A 17,040-nucleotide genomic window follows, 5' to 3' on the forward strand; every position below is an offset into this window, starting at 1 on the left:
TCCTAGGCTACCGCCTCTGGTAGCTGGACATAGACACATCCTTAATAGATATAGAGTATATGACCCACAGACGTATCGTCATCTCCTCACTCAGCCTCGCCCTAGTCGGGCTGCTGGGGCTCAGCGCCTGCGGCGGCTCGGGAGAGCAAGCCCAGCAGGGCGCCCAGGAAACGCCCGAGCTACCCGTCCGCACCCTCGCCAGCAGTGATTTCTCCGTAGACAACAGCTACCCTGCCGTCATCCGCGGCGAGGATGACGCCGAGATCCGCCCCAAGGTCTCTGGCTTCATCACCAAGGTACTCGTCAGCGAGGGGCAGGCCGTCCGCCCCGGGCAAGCCCTCTTCCAGCTCGACGACGTCACCTACCGCGCGGCCGTCAATCAGGCTGCCGCCAGCCTCTCCAGCGCCCAGGCCGCGCTCTCCACCGCACAGCTCAACGAGCGCAACAGCAAGGAGCTGCTGGCCAAGAACATCATCAGCACGAGCAACTACGAGGAGGTCGCCAATGCCCTCAGCAGCGCCCAGGCAGGAGTGGCCGTAGCTAAGGCCAACCTCACAGCCGCACGCGAGAACCTCTCCTTCTGTACCGTCTCCAGCCCCGTGGCGGGTGTCGTCGGCTCGATCAACTACCGCGTCGGTAACCTCGTCAGCCCGCAGAGCACGCAGGCACTGACCCAGGTGTCCAATACCAAGCAGGCCTTCGTCTACTTCTCCCTCTCGGAGCGCGAGCTGCGCTCCTACACGGGAGGCCAGGTCTCGGGCGACCTCACGACGCTCTTCCCCAAGGTACGCCTCACGCTAGCCGACGGCAGCAGCTACCCCGAGGAAGGGACGGTGAAGGGCGTCAGCGGTGTCATCGACCGCACGACGGGCTCGGTGACGCTGCGCGTAGACTTCCCCAACGCCGCAGGCCAGCTGCGTAGCGGAGGCGTCGGCACCATACATCTACCCGCCCGCACGACGGCGGCGATCCTCGTCCCCCAGTCAGCGACGGTGGAGATGCTGCACAAGAAGTTCGTCTACACACTCGGCTCGGACGGCAAGGTGAAGTTCACCGAGATCACGGTCAGCCCCTACGATGACGGGCAGAGCTATACCGTGACCTCGGGGCTCAAGGTCGGCGATCGCATCGTCACGGCAGGGACGACGACGCTGCGTGAAGGTATGGAGATCAAGGCTCTGAGCGAAGCCGAATACGCGGCACGCCAGGAGGCCATACAGAAGCAGATGATGGGCGGCGGTGCCCAGCGCAAGTAAGGGCACGATAGCGACTAGACTATGAACCTCACTAGATTCATCCAGCGGCCCGTCCTCTCCACGGTGATCTCGATATTCATCGTGATCCTCGGGGTCATCGGCCTGCTGCAGCTGCCGATCGAGCAGTACCCCAATATCGCTCCGCCCACCGTCCAGGTATCGACCGCCTACGCAGGGGCCGATGCCCAGACCGTACTGAACTCAGTGATCGCCCCCCTCGAGGAGCAAATCAATGGCGTAGAGGGCATGACCTACATGACCTCTACGGCGACCAACTCAGGGGGCGCGCAGATCACCGTCTACTTCCGCGAGGGCACAGACCCCGACATGGCTGCCGTCAACGTGCAGAACCGCGTACAGCAGGCACAGTCCCTCCTACCTGCCGACGTCGTGCGCGTAGGGGTGACGACACAGAAGCGCCAGTCCAGCATGCTGCTCGTCTACTCCCTCAGCAGCACGGACGGACGCTACGACGCGGAGTTCCTAGCCAACTATGCCGACATCAACATCATCCCCTCGATGAAGCGCGTGCAGGGTGTAGGCTCGGCCAATACCTTCAGCCAGTCCACCTACGCCATGCGTCTGTGGCTCGACCCCGATAAGATGCGCGCCTACGGCCTTATCCCCTCGGACGTCTCGGCGATACTCGCAGCGCAGAACTTCGAGGCTGCGCCCGGGAGCCTCGGCGAGTCGGGCGACCGCACCTACGAGTACACGCTGCGCTACAAAGGGCGTCTCAAGGAGCTGAGCGAGTACGAGAACGTCATCCTACGCTCCGACGAGGCCGGCGGTATCATCCGCCTCAAGGACGTGGCGAAGGTAGAGCTTGGCTCCCTCAGCTACGGGTCTAACTCCAAGCTCAACGGCCATCCTGCCGTCTCGGGGATGGTCAGTCAGATCGCGGGCTCCAATGCCAACGACATCGTCCGCGATATCAAGGCACAGCTCAAGGAGCTAGAGAAGGACTTCCCTCCCGGTATGGAGATCCAGTACGTCATAGACGTCACGGACTTCCTCCAGGCCTCGATCGATCACGTCATCCAGACGCTGCTGGAGGCCTTCCTCCTGGTCTTCATCGTCGTCTACCTCTTCCTGCAGGACCTACGATCCACGCTGATCCCCGCCATCGCCGTACCCGTGTCGCTGGTCGGTACCTTCTTTGTGCTGAACCTCTTCGGCTTCTCGCTCAACCTCCTCACGCTCTCGGCGCTGGTGCTCGCCATCGCTATTGTGGTGGATGACGCCATCGTGGTCGTGGAGGCCGTGCATGCCAAGCTCGACAAGGGCTACCAGTCGGCGCGGCAGGCCAGCATCGATGCCATGCACGAGATCTCAGGGGCCATCATCTCCATCACGCTGGTGATGGCGGCGGTCTTCGTACCCGTGTCCTTCATCTCGGGCATCAGTGGGGCCTTCTTCCGCGAGTTCGGGATCACGATGGCCATTGCTATTGTGATCTCGGCGGTGAACGCCCTGACGCTGAGCCCAGCCCTATGCGCGCTGCTGCTGCGGGCCCACACCGACCACGAGGGGAAGAAGCTGAACTTCGTCAAGCGCTTCCATGTGGCCTTCAACACCGCCTACGATCGCCACGTGCAGCGCCCCTATGAGCGCTTCGTCCGCTTCTTCACGGGGCACAAGGTCAGCGCCGCTGTCCTCGTCGTGGTGAGCATCCTCGCCACGGGCTACTTCATGATGACCACCAGCAGCGAGCTCGTCCCCAGCGAGGACACGGGCTCCGTGATGGTCGCTGTCTCCACGCCTCCAGGGACAAGCCGTGAGAAGACGGAGGCCGTGCTGGCTAAGGTCGCCAAGGTCGCTGAGGCTCAGGATGGCGTCTCCAAGGTAATGCAGATCTCGGGCTTCAGCTTTATGGGTGGGAGCGGGTCCAACTATGCCTCCATGTTCATCAACATGAAGCCCTTCAGCGAGCGCAGCAATACGACGGCCGCGGTGGCCGGCACGCTGATGGCCTATGGCGCCACGATCCCCGACGCCACCGTCATGGCTATGACGCCGCCGATGATCCCAGGCTACGGGATGTCCTCCGGTGTATCGCTGACGATGCTCGACCGTACGGGGGGCCCGCTGGACAAGTTCTTCGGCGAGACGCAGAAGTTCCTCGGCGCGCTCAATGCCCGTCCCGAGGTGGCCTACGCCATGACGCAGTACAATGCCAGCTACCCGCAGTACCTCATCGATGTGGACGTGGCGGCCGCGATGCGTAGCGGCACTACACCCCAGGCCATCCTTACGACGCTGCAGGGCTACTTCGGTGGGATGTACGTCTCCAATTTTAATCGCTACGGCAAGCTCTACCGTGTCCTACTACAGACTGCCCCTGAGGAGCGCCTCGATATCAATGCCCTATCCAGCATCTACGTACGCACGGGCAGCGGGGAGATGGCGCCCATCACCAGCTTCATCACGACGGAGAAGGTCTACGGCCCTGCGAGCATCAACCGCTTCAACCTCTACACCTCGATCGACGTGATGGCTGCTCCCGCTCCTGGCTACGCTACGGGGGACGTCCTGAAGGCGATCTCTGAAGTTGCTGCCCAGACGCTGCCCGCAGGCTACGGCTACGACTATACGGGGCTGACGCGCTCCGAGCAGGAGTCCTCGGACACGACGACGCTGATCTTCGGCCTCTGCCTGCTCTTCGTCTACCTCATCCTGAGCGCTCAGTACGAGAGCTACGTGCTGCCGCTGTCGGTCATCCTGTCCATCCCCTTCGGCCTCTTCGGCTCCTACCTCTTCGTGCAGCTCTTCGGCCACACCAATAATATCTACACGCAGATCGCTCTGATCATGCTCATCGGTCTGCTGGCCAAGAACGCCATCCTCATCGTAGAGTTTGCCGTCGAGCGCCGCCAGCGTGGCCTCAGCATTTACGAGGCAGCGGTCCAGGGCGCTGTAGCACGTCTCCGCCCCATCCTCATGACCTCGCTGGCGATGATCGTCGGGCTGCTCCCGCTGATGTTCGCCTCAGGGGTCGGCGCCAACGGCAACTCTACGCTCGGCGCTACCACTGTGGGCGGGATGCTCATCGGGATGGTGCTGCAGATCTTCGTCGTCCCCACGCTCTTTGTCATCTTCCAGTACCTCCAGGAGCGCATCAAGCCTCTGGAGCCCAAGGAACCCAATACCCTCGCTCATGAAGAAGCTTAGCCATAGCCTCCTCCCCCTCCTAGGGCTCGCGCTCGCCCTCTCCAGCTGCGGCATCTATTCCCGCTACCAGCGCCCCACGGGGATCACTACCGAGGTCTACCGCGCGGACCAAGCGGCGCTGGCCTCGGCGGATAGCAGCACCAGCCTCGGGCACCTACCCTGGCGTCAGCTCTTCACCGACCCACAGCTCCAGCAGCTCATAGAGGAGGCGCTGCGGCAGAATGTCGACCTGCAGACGGCCGCCCTCTCGGTGCGCCAGGCTGAGGCCCAGCTGAAGGCTGCACGCCTCTCCTTCTTCCCCAGCCTCAGCCTCGCCCCCAGCGTCAGCACCCGCAAGGTCGAGGGCGCCGACGCCACGCACAGCTACGAGCTACCCGTACAGGCCAGCTGGCAGGTGGACCTCTTCGGCGCGCTGCTCAATGCCTCGCGCAGCACGCAGGTGCAGCTGCTGCGGGCCCAGGAGTACCAGCGCCTCGTCCAGAGCCGCCTCATCGCCAGCGTCGCCAACGGCTACTATACGCTGCTGATGCTCGACCGTCAGCTCGCCCTCAGCCAGGAGGCTGCCCAGCTCGCCCAGCGCACGCTCGAGGTGATGCAGGCGCAGAAGGAGTACGGCCGCGCCCTCGAGTCGGCCGTGCAGTCGGCACGCGCGGCGCTCCATCAGGTGCAGGCCAGCCTGCCCGAGATCAAGCGCCAGCGCATCGCGGCCGAGAACAGCCTGGCGCTGCTCCTCGGCCAGTCCCCCCGCAGCTACGAGCGCAGCACGCTGGAGGCACAGAGCCTACCCGAGCAGCTCTCCGTCGGGCTGCCCGTCCAGCTCCTCAGCCAGCGCCCCGATGTACGTGTGGCGGAGCTGGCTCTAGCGAACTGTTATTATCAGACGAATGCCGCCCGCTCGGCCTTCTACCCCACGCTCAGCATCAACGGCAGCCTCGGCTGGGTCGGTAGCCTCGGGCAGGCGGTGGCGAACCCCATGCGTCTGGTCAGCTCCGCCGTAGGGGCGCTAGCGCAGCCCATCTTCGCCCGCGGCCGCCTCGTGGCGGGGCTTCGTGTAGCCGAGGCCGAGCAGAAGAAGGCGCTCCTCGCCTTCCAGCAGAGCCTCCTCTCGGCAGGGGCTGAGGTCAGCAATGCCCTTGCCCTCTACGAGGCCTCCACGGAGCGCGTCGCCGAGGAGACCAAGCAGATCGAGAGCCTCAAGGCCAATGTCGCCATCACGGAGGAACTCTTCCGCTCAGGCCGCAGCAGCTCCTACCTCGAGGTCATCAGCGCCCAGCAGGCACTCCTGCAGGCCCAGCTGACGGAGGTACGTGATCGCTTCTCCCGCATGCAGGCCGTGGTGAACCTCTACAACGCCCTCGGGGGAGGCGCCGACACGGTGAAACCTTAGCCCCCTCCCCACCCGAATGCGGCATCGCCCGCACGGCACTCAGCCCGCGCTCCTAGAGCGACGATGAGCGCCGTGCGGGCGATGTCTTTTTGTGTTCCTAGCTAAGGGGCTTCGTCCCTTTCCTTAGCCCTCGCGGGACGAAGGGAGTACCCTCGGCAAGCTCCACCCCAAGGCCGAGCCGCGCTGAGGGATATCCATCAGCGCCCTGAGGGACGTCAGTCAGAAAGCTGAGGGATAGCAGTCAGCGCCGCTCAGGGATATCCCTCAGCTCAGGGGCCCTCGGAGAGCGCTCCCTCTAGCCGCTTGAGACGCCTCGCCTCAAGGCGAAGAGCAGCAGGCGGAGGCCCCGCTGGGAGCAGGCCGAGCGCCGCCTCGGATGGGGGCGAAAAGCAGGGGTGAGCGCCGCCCGAGCGAGCCGTGGTGTATTCTGAGAATTATTTCTACCTTTGTTAATAGGAGGGCAGACAGATAGCTACCCTCCTGAAGCTATCACCCTAATACAGATAATGAACGAGTTTAGAAAGTATGCGACGGGGCACCTAGGGATGAACTCCCTCGCCCTGGAGCACTATATGCAGGTACAAAGCAGCTATATCTCCCCTACGATCGTAGAGGAGCGCCCGATGAACGTGGCCCAGATGGACGTCTTCTCCCGCCTGATGATGGACCGCATCATCTTCCTCGGCAGCCAGATCGACGACTATGCTGCCAACGTCATCCAGGCGCAGCTCCTCTTCCTCGACAGCAGTGAGCCCGGTAAGGATATCTCTATCTATATCAATTCTCCTGGGGGTAGTGTATACGCTGGCTACGGCATCTATGACACGATGCAGTATATCGGCAGCGACGTCTCGACCATCTGCACGGGGGTAGCTGCCTCCATGGCTTCCATCCTCCTGGTGGCGGGTGCCAAGGGCAAGCGCTTCGCTCTGCCCCACTCCCGCATCATGATCCACCAGCCGCTGGGGGGCATGCAGGGACAGGCCAGCGACATGGAGATCGCCGCACGTGAGATCCTCAAGGTCAAGAAGGAACTCTATACCATCCTCTCCGAGCACTCGGGGCAGAGCTTCGAGACCATCGAGCGCGACAGCGATCGCGACTACTGGCTCACCGCTCCCGAGGCCCTGGACTACGGAATGATCGACCGCGTACTCAAGCGTGAGGAGAAGTAAGCATGGCTAAGAAGGCAAACAAAGGACACTGCGTCCTCTGCGGACGTCCCGAGGACGAAGTCCCCTTCCTCCTGGAGGGCGTCGACGGCAAGGTCTGCCCTGACTGCGTAGCCCTGGCGATGAACATGCTCGGGGAGAACCAGCTCCTCAAGGAGACCAAGGCTCAGCCCTTCGACTCCCCCGAGCTCGACCTCAAGGCCCTGCCCAAGCCCCAGGACATCAAGGAGCACCTCGACCACTACGTCGTCGGACAGGATGAGGCCAAGCGCTACCTCTCGGTAGCCGTCTACAATCACTACAAGCGCCTCTTGCAGCACCAGGAGCCCGACGATGAGGTCGAGATCGAGAAGAGCAACATCCTACTGCTCGGCCCCACAGGTACGGGCAAGACGCTGCTAGCGAAGACCATCGCCCGCCTCCTGCAGGTACCCTTCACCATCGTAGACGCCACCGTACTAACGCAGGCGGGCTACGTCGGTGAGGACATCGAGAGCCTGCTGACGCGCCTCTTGCAGGTCGCCGACTACGACGTGGCAGCAGCCGAGCGCGGGATCGTCTTCATCGACGAGATCGACAAGATCGCCCGCAAGGGGGACAATCCCTCCATCACGCGCGACGTCAGTGGCGAGGGCGTCCAGCAGGGGCTGCTCAAGCTCCTGGAGGGCTCCATCGTCAACGTCCCACCCCAGGGCGGCCGCAAGCACCCCGATCAGCCCATGATCCAGGTGAACACGCAGCACATCCTCTTCATCTGCGCGGGTGCCTTCGACGGCATCGAGCGCAAGATCGCCCACCGCCTCAATACGCGCATCGTCGGCTACAACAGCCCCGGCGCCCAGCATGCCCACCTCAAGGAGGAGGAACTGCTGCGCTACGTCGACGCCCGTGACCTGAAGAGCTACGGCCTCATCCCCGAGATCATCGGCCGCCTACCTATCATCACCCACCTCAATCCCCTGACGCGTGAGACCCTGCGCATGATCCTCACCGAGCCCCGCAATGCCCTGACGCGCCAGTACACCCGTATGCTGGTCATGGACGGCATCGCCCTACACTACACCGAGGACGCTCTAGACGCGATCGTGGAGAAGACCATGGAGCAGAAGCTAGGCGCACGCGGCCTACGTGCCATCATGGAGCAGGTGATGATGGAGGCTATGTACCGACTGCCCTCCGAGCAGGTCACGGAGTTCACCATCGACCGTGCCTACGTAGAGGCTCGTCTGGCGGAGAGCCAGGGAGTCGTCCAGGCCTAGCCCGCCCCGAGCCCGAGGCCTTAGCGCTCCACCTAGCCACCCAGCACACCATAGTACTATGACAGAGACTCAGCTCCTCAGCGCCCTCAAGCAGTCCTTCGGCTTCGACGCCTTCAAGGGGCAGCAGCTCCCGGTCATTGAGCACACGCTGGCTGGAGGTGATAGCTTCGTCCTCATGCCTACGGGTGGTGGGAAGAGTCTCTGCTATCAGCTGCCCGCCCTCCTCATGCAGGGGACGGCGGTCATCTTCTCCCCCCTGATCGCTCTGATGAAGAATCAGGTGGACGCCATACGTGGCTACTGCACGGAGGACGGGATAGCCCACTTCCTCAACTCGACCCTCTCGCGCCCTCAGCTCGAGCAGGTCAAGGAGGATCTGATCACAGGCCGCACCAAGCTCCTCTACGTAGCCCCCGAGGCCCTGCACCGCCAGGAGTACGTGGAGCTGCTGCGGCAGGTCCAGATCTCCTTCTACGCCGTGGATGAGGCGCACTGTATCTCGGAGTGGGGGCATGACTTCCGCCCCGAGTACCGCCGCATCCGCAGTCTCATCGAGGATATAGCCTCGCGACCCATCATGGCGCTGACGGCCACTGCTACCCCCAAGGTGCAGCAGGACATCATGCGTAACCTGAAGCTCCGGAATGCTGCCACCTTCCAGAGCTCCTTTAACCGCCCCAATCTCTTCTACCGCATCCTACCCAAGACGGAGGACACCGACAGCGATATCGTCCGCTACATCCTCACCAACCGAGGCAAGAGCGGCATCATCTACTGCATGCGACGCACCGAGGTCGAGCGGCTAGCAGAGATACTACAGGCCAACGGCATCAAGGCTCTCCCCTACCACGCAGGCATGGAGGCTAAGGACCGCATGAGCAATCAGGACGACTTCCTCGAGGAGCGTGCTGAGGTCATCGTAGCCACCATCGCCTTCGGCATGGGCATCGACAAGCCCGACGTGCGCTACGTCATCCACTACGACATGCCCAAGAGTCTCGAGGGCTACTACCAGGAGACGGGGCGTGCCGGACGCGATGGCGGCGAAGGCGTATGTATCGCCTACTACGACCCGACGGCCCTCGGGAAGCTGGAGCGCTTCACCAAGGGCAAGTCCGTCGCCGATCAGGAGATCGCCAAGGTCCTCCTCAGGGAGACGGCCGACTATGCCGAGACCAAGCTATGCCGCCGCGCATTCCTCCTCCATTACTTCGGGGAGCGCTACGAGCAGACGAACTGTGGCAGTTGTGATAATTGTTTAGTACCTAAGAGTAAAGTGGAAGCAAAAGAACTGCTTTTGAAAGTCCTTGAGGTCGTCAGCACGCTCAAGGAGAAGTTCAATGAAGACTACGTCGTCACGATCCTTCGTGGAGAGACCAACAGCGATGTGGAGTCCTTTCATCACGAGGAGCTCGAGTGCTTCGGCATCGGCGAGGGCGTCGAGGAGAGCACTTGGACGACCTGCATACGACAGGCACTCATCGCAGGTTACCTCACCAAGGACGTAGAGCACTACGGCCTGCTGAAGCTCACCCCTGCGGGTAAGAAGTTCATGAAGAAGCCCACGAGCTTCGTCATCGAGGTAGAGGACGAGAGCGAGGAGGCACAGCCGAGCAGCTCGGCACAGGGCGGAGGCGAGGCCACCGACCCCGTACTCTACGGCCTGATGAAGGACCTCAGGAAGAAGATGGGCCAGCAGAACGATGTGCCGCCCTACGTCATCTTCCAGGACGCCTCTCTCGAGGCCATGGCCACGCTCTACCCCATCACCCTAGAGGAGCTGCAGAATATCCCTGGCGTCGGCGCAGGTAAGGCCGCACGCTACGGGCAGAAATTCCTCGAGCTGATCCGCCGCCACGTCCAGGACAACGACATCCAGCGTCCCGCCGACATCCGAGTACGCACCACGCCCAATAAGTCCAAGCTCAAGGTGAGCATCATCCAGCAGATCGACCGTAAGGTGGCGCTGGACGACATCGCCATCGCCCTAGGACTGGACTTCGAGGATCTGATCCGCGAGGTCGAGGCCATCGTCTACTCGGGCACACGCATCAATATCAATTACTTCATCGAGGACGTTGTAGATGAAGACCGCGTAGCGGACATCTACGAGTACTTCAAGGAGTCCGTCACGGACGACATCAACGAGGCCCTGAGCGAGCTGGGCAGTGACTACTCAGAGGAAGAGGTACGTCTTATCCGTATCAAGTTCCTCTCCGAGCTGGCCAACTAGCCCCATCAGCCCCTCCCTATCCCTAGATCCACACGAGATGAAATCGAAGACAGCCCTAGCGCTCCTCTCTCTCCTGCCCCTCGGGGGGCTAGCTCTGGCCCAGGTCAAGAGCGACGAACCACAGAAGCAGAACATCGTAGACGAGGTCGTCTGGATGGTAGGCGACGAGCCTATCCTCCTCTCCGATATCGAGTATCAGAAGCTCGTCCTCCGCAGCGAGGGACACACCGAGGGCGACCTCGACTGCGTCATCCCCGAGCGCATCGCCATACAGAAGCTCTTCCTCAACCAGGCCAAGATCGACAGCATCGAGGTAGGCGACACCCAGGTCAACCGTATGGTCGAGATGTGGATACAGAATGCCATCTCCCAGCTGGGATCGCAGGAGAAGCTCGAGGAGTACTTCAATAAGAAGATCGGCCAGATCCGCGAGGAGCAGGCCACCCAGGTGCGCAACGAGGAGATCGTACGCGCCATGCAGCAGCGCATCGCCCAGGATGTGCGCGTCTCGCCCTCCGAGATCAGCGCCTTCTACAAGCAGCTGCCGCAGGACAGCCTACCCTTCGTCCCCAAGACCGTCGAGGTGCAGATCATCGCCATGCAGCCTCAGATCCCGCTCTCGGAGATCGACCGCGTCAAGGGCGTGCTGCGTGGCTATGCCGATGACATCAATGCGGGCAAGCGCGAGTTCTCCACCATCGCTCGCCTCTACTCCGAGGACAAGCGTACGGCAGCCCAGGGCGGGGAGTACGGCTTCGTGGGCAAGGTGTCGCTCGACCCGGCCTTCGCTACCGCGATCTTCAACCTCTCGGAGAAGAACCGCGTGTCCCCCATCATCAAGACCGACGAGGGCTACCACATCGCCCAGCTCATCGAGCGCAGAGGCGACCTGGTGAACTTCCGTCACATCCTCGTCCGTCCCGTCGTCGAGGAGAAGGCCCTAGAGCAGGCCAGCGCGCGCCTCGACTCGGTCGCTGGGCTTATCAAGGACCAGCGCCTCTCCTTCGAGCAGGCTGCCGAGCTCTACTCCGAGGACAAGAACACCTTCAACAACGGTGGGCTGATGACCAATAGCTCCAACGAGAGCAACTTCTCCGGCTCGGCACTCTTCCGCTACGAGGAGCTGCCGCAGGACATCGCCAAGGTAGCCTACACGCTCAAGCCAGGTGAGGTCTCCAAGCCCTTCACCATGCGGAACGACAAGGGCCTCGAGCAGGTAGCCATCATCCGCATCAAGGCCGAGCACCCCGAGCACATGGCGAATATGAACGCCGACTTCCGCACCATCAAGGAGATGGCGCTGGCCAAGAAGCGTGCCCGCGTCATCGACGAATGGATACGGCAGAAGCAGCGCGAGACCTCCATCGTCATGGCTCCGCGCTACCGCAACTGCGCCTTCCAGTACCCAGGCTGGGTTCACGACAAGAAGTAGATGAAGCCTGCCAAGGAACAGCGACTCCCGATAGCCCTCGTCCTCGCCCTTATCCTCGCGGGGCTGAGCTATCTCCACTCTAGTGCGTCCTTCCGCTCCAGCTCCCTGGGCGGAGGGATGCGCGGCATATCGACCCTAGCCGACAGCAGCCAGCGTGCAGCCAAGGGACAGAGCAGCCGTATCTACATCGAGCACGCTGATCTACTGAGCTACGACGCCTCGCTACAGCCGGGCGTGCAGCGGCTCAAGGGCGGCGTCATCTTCAGGCACGGCAACGCCCGTATGACCTGCGACAGCGCCTACATCAACGAGCAGGCGCAGACCTTCGAGGCCTTCGGGGAGGTGCACATGGTGCAGGGCGACACAGTCAATATGTACGCACGCTACCTCTACTACGACGGCATCACGAGGCTGGCGAAGCTACGCTACAACGTGCACCTAGCGAATAAGACCACCGACCTCTACACCGATAGCCTCGACTACGACCGCATGGCTGACGTCGCCTACTACTTCGAGGGCGGATCCATCACCGATGCCGAGAATACGCTGACCTCGGACTACGGGCAGTTCCTCCCCGCGACGAACGATGCGGAGTTCCGCTACAACGTCAAGCTCGTCGGCCAGCGCACGACGCTCACCACGCAGCATCTCTACTACAATACCGGCACGCAGATCGGGAGCTACGAGGGCCCCACGCTCATCCAGTCCGACTCGGGGCGCATCGAGTCGCGGCGCGGCGTCTATGATGTACGGCGCGACGTGGGGATCCTGCTCGACCGCTCTACCGTCTTCTCAGGGGCGAAGAGCCTGACGGGGGACTCGATCTACTACGACGGTGCGGGCAAGTTCGGCGAGGCCTTCGGCCGCATGCACCTGACCGACACCGTGCAGCGTGCCCAGCTCTTCGGCGAGTACGGCTACTTCGACGACAAGCGTAGCTATGCCTTCGTCACGCTGCGCGCCCATGCCGAGGAGTACTCGCAGAAGGACACGCTCTACGTGGCAGCCGACACGCTGGAGCTGATCAGCGTCCCCATCCACAATCGCTGGCAGCTGGATAGCGTGAAGCGCCTCCGTGCCGCGGGGGAGAAGGCCGACACTATGCACCGCTACCTCCGCGCCTACCGAGATGTGCGCATCTACCGCCGCGATGCTCAGGCCGTGGCCGACTCGATGAGCTACGTGGCTAAGGACTCCGTCCTCTCGCTCTACGGCCGCCCCATCATGTGGAGCGAGCAGCGCCAGCTGCTCGGGGATACCACCATCTTCTACTTCCGCGGGCGCAAGCTCGACTACGTGGACGTCCTAGGGAGCGTCCTTGCGGTCGAGCATATAGACAGCGTCGACTACTACAATCAGATGCAGGGCGAGCGCCTACGCGCCTACCTGCAGGATAGCACCATACGCCAGCTGGACGTCTTCGGCAGCGTGGAGTCCATCTTCTATATGAAGGAGGACAAGGGGCCCGACTACACGGGGCTCAACCGCATGACCAGCACTGCCATGCAGCTGACGCTCGACTCGGGACGCATCAAGAAGTCCCTCTGGACGGGCCCCGTCGAGGGCAAGGCCTACCCACTCTCCATGGCGGGCTCGGCGGAGGTCAACCGCCTCAAGAGCTTCGTCTGGGCCGCTGACCGCCGTCCCCTCAGCCGCGAGTCCATCGTACAGTCCAGCGGAGGCGACAGCCTCCAGAAGCCGGGTAGCACGCTGGCGGAGCTGCAGCGCTTCAGCGGCGCACGCGCAGCCCTCACGGCCTACGCGCCCTTCGAGCGCATCGCCAAGGAGGACTCCCTGCGTAGCGACTCCATCGCACGCTACCTGGCGGGCCTCAGCCCCGAGGAGTGGCGCCAGCTCTATCAGTACGTCCTCAGCCCAAGCAAGGACGACGCTCAATCCCAACAAAGACCGATCATAGACACATCATGGGTGTACAAAGTTTCTTCAAGCAAAGAAGACCACGACAGTTCGAGCACAAGCTCATCTATTGGGATCCCCGCCGCGAGGAACTCCAGAAGCGGGTCGCGCGGGTCCGACAGGAGCTTGTCGAGGCAGGAGAACTAAGCGCCGAGGAGGCTCAGCGCCGTGCGGCTGCCGAGGAGGCAACCACCAGCGGCGACGATCGCACGCTCCCCGACTCGGCCGAGCACTACGACCCCACGAGCCAGGTACGCGGCAGCTTCATGCGCAGCACGCAGCACCTACAGCGCCAGCATGAGCGCGGACTGACGGCTGCCGACCGCGACCGCCGCACCATACGCCTGATGCTGGGGCTGCTGCTCCTAGGCTTTGCCTTCTGGTACTTCTTCCTGCGCTGATGAGTGATATCATCCGTCTCCTCCCCGAGACCATAGCCAATCAGATCGCGGCGGGCGAAGTCGTCCCCGCCCCTGCCTATATCGTCAAGGAGCTCCTAGAGAACTCGATCGACGCAGGCGCCACACGCATCCAGGTCGAGATCCTCGACGCGGGGCGCAGTGCCGTGCAGGTCACCGACGACGGCAAGGGCATGAGCCCGACGGATGCGCGTATGGCCTTCGAGCGCCACGCCACGTCCAAGCTCCGCGAGATCGAGGACCTCGACCGACTGACGACTATGGGCTTCCGCGGCGAGGCCCTAGCCGCTATCGCCTCGGTCTGCCAGGTGCAGCTGCGTACCCGCACGGCCGAGGCCGAGCTGGGGACAGAGCTGCAGATCGAGGGCGCACGTGTCAAGAGCGCCGAGCCCTGTGCCTGCCCCGTCGGGACGACGCTCAAGGCGATGAACATCTTCTACAACACCCCCGGGCGCCGCAAGCATATCGAGGCACGCAAGGAGTCGACCGACCTCAGCGACATCTGGAAGGAGTTCGCCAAGGTGGCGCTGGCAAACCATCAGGTAGCCTTCGCCCTGCAGGGTGCGGGCAAGTATGACCGCCAGCTCCCCGCCACCTCGCTCAAGGAGCGCATCATAGGCGTGGGGGGGAGCAAGCTCGCCAAGGCGCTCATCCCCGTGAGCTACGAGAGCGAGTTCTGCACCATCCGCGGCTTCATCGGCACGCCCGCCACGGCGGTCAAGAGTGCCCCGCAGCAGTACCTCTTCGTCAATCAGCGCTTCATCCGCCACGCCTACTTCCACAAGGCCATACTACTGGCCTATGAGAAGTTCGTCCCCGTCGGCACGCAGCCGCACTACTTCCTCTACTTCACCATCCCCGCGGCCAATATCGACGTGAACATCCATCCGCAGAAGACGGATGTACGCTTCACCGACGGCGAGCTCATCTTCAAGATCCTCGAGAGCATCGTGCGCGAGGCCTTCAACGCCCATGCGCTGGCGCCGCTCATAGACTTCGACAACAAGGTCTCCATCGACATCCCCGCCTACCCGGGGCGTCGTGAGGAGGTCAAGAGACTAGATCTAGACGAAGGGCAGAAGCCTCGCACAGAGGGGATGGAGGGCCTCACGCTTGGCCTCGGACGCCCGATGCGGCAGACACTCTCAGGGCGCAGCTACCGCCCCCAGCTGCCCGAGCTGGACTGGAGCGAGCTGGGCGAGAGCTTCGAGAGCCGCAAGTACGACGAGCTGCCCGAGGGCGAGCTTTTCAGCCCCACGCCTAGCACCTCCCCGAGCGGGGAGGCCGTCGGGGGCGGCATACGCCTCTCGCAGCTGGGCGCGCAGCCCGCTCCTGCCGCAGCCCCCAGCGACATCCTCCTCTATCATGGGCGCTACGCCGTGACGCAGCTGGAGGATAGTCTAGCGCTGATCGACCTCAGGCGCGCTCTGCTCAGGGTACGCTACGAGGAGCTCCTACTGGGCCTCAGCGAGAGGAGCTACCCCTCCGAGCAGCCGCTCTTCCCCGAGGTACTGGAGTTCAGCCCCACGGAGCTGCCGACAGCGCAGCACATCATGGAGCTGCTCACACCGCTGGGCTTCGACTTTGGCGACCTGGGCAAGGGCCATTACTCCGTGGTCGAGGCACCGAGCTTCATGACGGAGAGCGCCATAGGCTTCGTGCGCCTCATCGTCGCCGACAGCCTCGAGACGCAGCGCGAGGACGCCAGCTACGTGCGGAGCTTCCTCGCGGAGGCTGCCGCCGAGGTGCAGGTACTCAAGGCTACCCTCCCCCGCAGCCCGCAGGAGGCACGCGAACTGATCGAGGAGCTACTGGGCTGCACCGAGTCGATGACAACACCCTCGGGACAGCAGATCATCGCCCGCCTCCCCGAGACCTTCGTCTCCAGCCTCTTCAGCTAGGCTAAGGCAGCCGCAGGCGAAGTAAGCTAAGTCAAGGCAGCCCCCCTCCCCCCACGCCAAGGCCGTCCCCTTAATAGCCCCGCGCGGCGTCCCCTGCCCACAGACAGCAATAAAGCCGAAGGGCAAGACCAGGCTACTGGTCTTGCCCTTCGGCTTTGTTCCTTTAGGTAGTCGGGATGAGAAGACTCGAACTTCCGACCTCCACGTCCCGAACGTGGCGCGCTACCAACTGTGCTACATCCCGTGCTGTCACGCCTCGGGGGCTCATCGCCCCACTCAGCCTCAGCGGTGCAAAGGTAAGCAAAATGAATGACAGCCCGCAAGCCTCACCAAGATACGTACTAATGCGCCTAGCCTCCAGCCCTATACCTATGCTGCGAGCAGACGAGAGGCGCCCCCCTGCTACAACATAATCCTTATAAGGGTCGCCCCTGTAGGGCTCTGTTCTTAATCGTCATGCCTAACCCAGGGTTTGATCGCCCTTGCAGGGCTACGCACCCTGGGCTTTGAGCGGATCGCCCCTATAGGGGCTTTACACCACGAGCACAAGTACAGCCGAAGCAGGCCATCTGCAGGGGTAACTAAGGTCTCCAAGCTGAGCTCTCTTGAGCTCGACATAGGACAGTGCGTTAGGCCAGCAACAGATGATACGAAAGCCCACTCAGCCACATGCAGTACCCAAAGCTAGTACATACGGATGCTCACCCACAGCTCCCCACTACCGCTAAAGGAGAGCCCTGGTGAGCCACAACAAGGCACCCTTGCAAGCCCCAAGGGGACGACTGCTAGCGAGCCACAACAAGACACCACTTACAAGCCAAGGGGCGACCCCTTCAAGGCCCAGGGTGCGTAGCCCTGAAAGGGCGACCAAACCCTGGGTAAGCCGAAGTAAA

The 17,040-nt window shown here is 62.7% G+C and carries 9 protein-coding genes and 1 tRNA gene; 9 read left to right on the top strand and 1 reads right to left on the bottom strand.

Annotated elements, in window-relative coordinates:
- Positions 1 to 59 precede the first annotated feature (59 nt).
- From Q0248_RS02025 to mutL, 9 genes are all read left to right on the top strand, one after another.
- Positions 60 to 1,256 (top strand): efflux RND transporter periplasmic adaptor subunit, encoded by a 1,197-nt coding sequence (locus tag Q0248_RS02025; RefSeq protein WP_299319137.1) that lies wholly within the window; start codon positions 60 to 62, stop codon positions 1,254 to 1,256.
- 21 nt (positions 1,257 to 1,277) lie between these two features.
- A complete protein-coding gene (locus Q0248_RS02030) occupies positions 1,278 to 4,427 on the top strand; it encodes an efflux RND transporter permease subunit (protein WP_299319139.1) in 3,150 nt (1,049 codons plus the stop codon).
- Positions 4,414 to 5,814: an efflux transporter outer membrane subunit gene (locus Q0248_RS02035; RefSeq protein ID WP_299319142.1), complete on the top strand. Its 1,401-nt coding sequence runs from the start codon at positions 4,414 to 4,416 to the stop codon at positions 5,812 to 5,814. The genes Q0248_RS02030 and Q0248_RS02035 overlap by 14 nt, the downstream gene beginning before the upstream one ends.
- Positions 5,815 to 6,320: 506 nt before the next feature.
- The gene (gene clpP / locus Q0248_RS02040; RefSeq protein WP_211788185.1) at positions 6,321 to 6,989 is read left to right on the top strand and encodes an ATP-dependent Clp endopeptidase proteolytic subunit ClpP; all 669 of its coding nucleotides are present in this window, start codon (positions 6,321 to 6,323) and stop codon (positions 6,987 to 6,989) included.
- 2 nt (positions 6,990 to 6,991) lie between these two features.
- On the top strand, positions 6,992 to 8,245 hold the full coding sequence (gene clpX / locus Q0248_RS02045; RefSeq protein WP_299319147.1) for an ATP-dependent Clp protease ATP-binding subunit ClpX: 1,254 nt from the start codon (positions 6,992 to 6,994) through the stop codon (positions 8,243 to 8,245).
- Between the two features lie 58 nt (positions 8,246 to 8,303).
- Entirely contained in the window at positions 8,304 to 10,478 is a 2,175-nt protein-coding gene (gene recQ / locus Q0248_RS02050) for a DNA helicase RecQ (RefSeq protein ID WP_299319150.1), read from the top strand.
- Between the two features lie 37 nt (positions 10,479 to 10,515).
- Positions 10,516 to 11,910 carry a peptidylprolyl isomerase gene (locus Q0248_RS02055; protein ID WP_299319151.1) on the top strand — a complete coding sequence of 465 codons (1,395 nt, stop codon included), beginning with the start codon at positions 10,516 to 10,518 and terminating at the stop codon, positions 11,908 to 11,910.
- On the top strand, positions 11,911 to 13,974 hold the full coding sequence (locus tag Q0248_RS02060; protein ID WP_299319153.1) for an OstA-like protein: 2,064 nt from the start codon (positions 11,911 to 11,913) through the stop codon (positions 13,972 to 13,974).
- A 253-nt stretch (positions 13,975 to 14,227) separates the two neighbouring features.
- Entirely contained in the window at positions 14,228 to 16,147 is a 1,920-nt protein-coding gene (gene mutL, locus Q0248_RS02065) for a DNA mismatch repair endonuclease MutL (RefSeq protein ID WP_299319155.1), read from the top strand.
- Positions 16,148 to 16,318: 171 nt separating this feature from the next.
- Here the strand turns inward: mutL and Q0248_RS02070 are convergent.
- Positions 16,319 to 16,391 (bottom strand) — tRNA-Pro (locus tag Q0248_RS02070).
- Positions 16,392 to 17,040: the final 649 nt, after the last annotated feature.

This window comes from uncultured Porphyromonas sp. (assembly GCF_938046015.1).
Classification (GTDB): Bacteria; Bacteroidota; Bacteroidia; order Bacteroidales; family Porphyromonadaceae; genus Porphyromonas.